Below are 728 nucleotides of genomic sequence, written 5' to 3' on the forward strand. Positions count from 1 at the left end.
GTTTACCACGGTGTGGTTCATGACTGGGGTGAAGTCGTAACAAGGTAGCCCTAGGGGAACCTGGGGCTGGATCACCTCCTTAACGATATGACTGCGTTTTATGCAGTGTCCACACAGATTGCTTGGTTAATAGTAAAAGAACGTGAAAGACTTGGGTCTGTAGCTCAGGTGGTTAGAGCGCACCCCTGATAAGGGTGAGGTCGGTGGTTCAAGTCCACTCAGACCCACCACTTTCTCTCCCAGAGGAAGTGAGTGTGAAGTCTTTCGAATCGTTGGGGCTATAGCTCAGCTGGGAGAGCGCCTGCCTTGCACGCAGGAGGTCAGCAGTTCGATCCTGCTTAGCTCCACCACTCTTTAAACACATTCTGACGAGTGTCTTTAAAAAGTGGTTATCTAACGATAAACACATGCTCTTTAACAATCTGGAAAGCTGACTAGTAAATTGAATTCATAGAATTCAATACTAATAGTTTCTACTTGTATAAGTAGGAACGAGTTCTCAAGCAACACACATTCAAGTGTCTTGTGTAAGAGTCCGGCGAAACACAGTTCATCATACTCAGATGAACAACCTTGGTTGTTGAGCCATACGAACAGACCCCTTGGGGTTGTATGGTTAAGTGACTAAGCGTACACGGTGGATGCCTGGGCAGTCAGAGGCGATGAAGGACGTGCTAACCTGCGATAAGCCAAGAGAAGATGGTAAGAATCACTATACTCTTGGATTT

At 46.4% G+C, this 728-nt stretch carries 2 tRNA genes and 2 rRNA genes; all 4 read left to right on the plus strand.

Going from position 1 to position 728, the window contains the following annotated elements:
* Nucleotides 1-82: ribosomal RNA gene (locus tag C9J01_RS29410) — 16S ribosomal RNA — on the plus strand; the annotation flags it as partial.
* 71 nt (nucleotides 83-153) lie between these two features.
* A tRNA-Ile gene (locus tag C9J01_RS29415) sits at nucleotides 154-230 on the plus strand.
* Between the two features lie 44 nt (nucleotides 231-274).
* Nucleotides 275-350, plus strand: a tRNA-Ala gene (locus C9J01_RS29420).
* 264 nt (nucleotides 351-614) lie between these two features.
* Nucleotides 615-728, plus strand: a 23S ribosomal RNA gene (locus tag C9J01_RS29425); the annotation flags it as partial.

Source organism: Photobacterium rosenbergii (assembly GCF_003026455.1).
In the GTDB taxonomy this organism is placed as follows: Bacteria; Pseudomonadota; Gammaproteobacteria; order Enterobacterales; family Vibrionaceae; genus Photobacterium; species Photobacterium rosenbergii.